This window comes from Neisseria sp. P0001.S005 (assembly GCF_051963715.1).
In genome coordinates this window covers 1-1549 of the sequence record NZ_JBQCTZ010000389.1, presented here as the reverse complement: position 1 = coordinate 1549, position 1549 = coordinate 1, and the positions used below count along the sequence as shown (strand labels likewise).

General features: G+C 53.4%; 2 protein-coding genes. Both read right to left on the bottom strand.

All coding sequences use genetic code 11. The features are described from left to right. Window positions 1–150: 150 nt before the first annotated feature. Window positions 151–378 (bottom strand): SlyX family protein, encoded by a 228-nt coding sequence (locus tag ACTHSP_RS20470; protein WP_440346819.1) that lies wholly within the window; start codon window positions 376–378, stop codon window positions 151–153. 1 nt (window position 379) lies between these two features. After that, window positions 380–1549: Na+/H+ antiporter family protein (locus ACTHSP_RS20465; protein ID WP_440346818.1), on the bottom strand; the 1170-nt coding region annotated here is incomplete at its 5' end.

Sequence of the window (1549 nt, the reverse complement as noted above, 5' to 3'; positions counted from 1 at the left end):
AAACAGCTGAAAACCCTTGTTTGGATTTCGGCTGTTGGAAGGAAAGGAATTTTGCAAAGGTCTCAGGCCGTCTGAAAGCTTGATTGACTTTCAGACGGCCTTTGTTATGAAAGAAAAGGGCGTGTATCAAACACGTCCTTTTTCAGTTTATCAATAATGCGGCGGAATCTCATCGCGCAGGCTGTACGGTTCGCGTTCGCCGTTTGCGCCTTTGTCCTGCATCCGTTGATACAGAAGCCGCAACTGGCCTTGCTGCAAATCCAAAGCCTGCTGCATCTTGGCGATGGTGTCATTCAGGCTGCCGATTAAATCTTCCTGCAAGGCCGTCCGAATTTCCAGCTCGGTGACGCGGTGTTCCAATTCCTGAATATCGCTCATATCAAAGCACCATTGCGGCAATCCAGCCGGCAGCCATCAGCGGGATATTGTAGTGGATAAAGGTCGGGATAACCGAATCGCGGATGTGGTCGTGCTGACCGTCGGCATTCAAACCCATGGTCGGGCCGAGCGTTGAGTCGGAAGCAGGGGAGCCTGCATCACCCAGCGCGCCTGCTGTGCCGACGATGGCGATGGTTGCCATAGGAGAGAAGCCCAAGCTGATGCACAAAGGCACATAAATCGCGGTAATAATCGGCAGAGTCGAGAAGGACGAGCCGATACCCATGGTCACCAGCAAACCGACGCACAACATGGTCAATGCGGCCATGCCTTTATTGCCGCCGAACAAAGCCATGCTGTGTTCGACCAAAGGCTGAATCTCGCCGGTCGCGTTCATGACGGCGGCGAAACCTTGTGCCGCGATCATAATAAAGCCAACCATCGCCATCATTTTGATGCCTTCGCCGAAGACATCGCTGGCAGCGGAACGGTTCATCACGCCCAACATCATAAACACGGCAAAGCCCAACATAGCGCCCAATACCAGCGAGTCATCATACAAAAGCTGAATGGCAAAACACACGGCAATTGCCACGGCCGCCACCAAGCTGCGATAGGTTGAAGGCTCTTGTTGTTGCACTGCCGCACGGTTGTCTTCCGTGTCAGTGGTATTGTTTTGATAAATGCGTGGTTTGCGGTAGTGCAAAAAGGCCAGCAGCAAGCCGGACACCATGCCCAAAGCCGGAATCGCCATTGCGTGCATTACATTGATGCCGTTGGTGTCCATGCCTGCCGAGCGGATATTGCCCAACATGATGTCGTTCAAGAAGATGGCGCCGAAACCGTAAGGCAGGAACATATAAGTCGTTACCAAGCCAAACGTAATCACACAAGCCACCAAGCGGCGGTCGAGTTTCAAGCGGTTGAACACCAACAGCAGCGGCGGAATAATCATCGGGATAAATGCGATATGAATCGGCACAACGTTTTGGCTCATCACGCCCATGCACAAAATAATCGCCAGCAGCAGCCATTTGACCGCGCCTTCGCCTTTCGCATTGCCTTCACCGCCGTTGAGTTTGCGGATAATTACGCCGGCGAGCTGTTGCGGCAGGCCGGAATGCGTGATGGCCATGGCAAACGCGCCGAGCATGGCATAAGACAGCGCGAT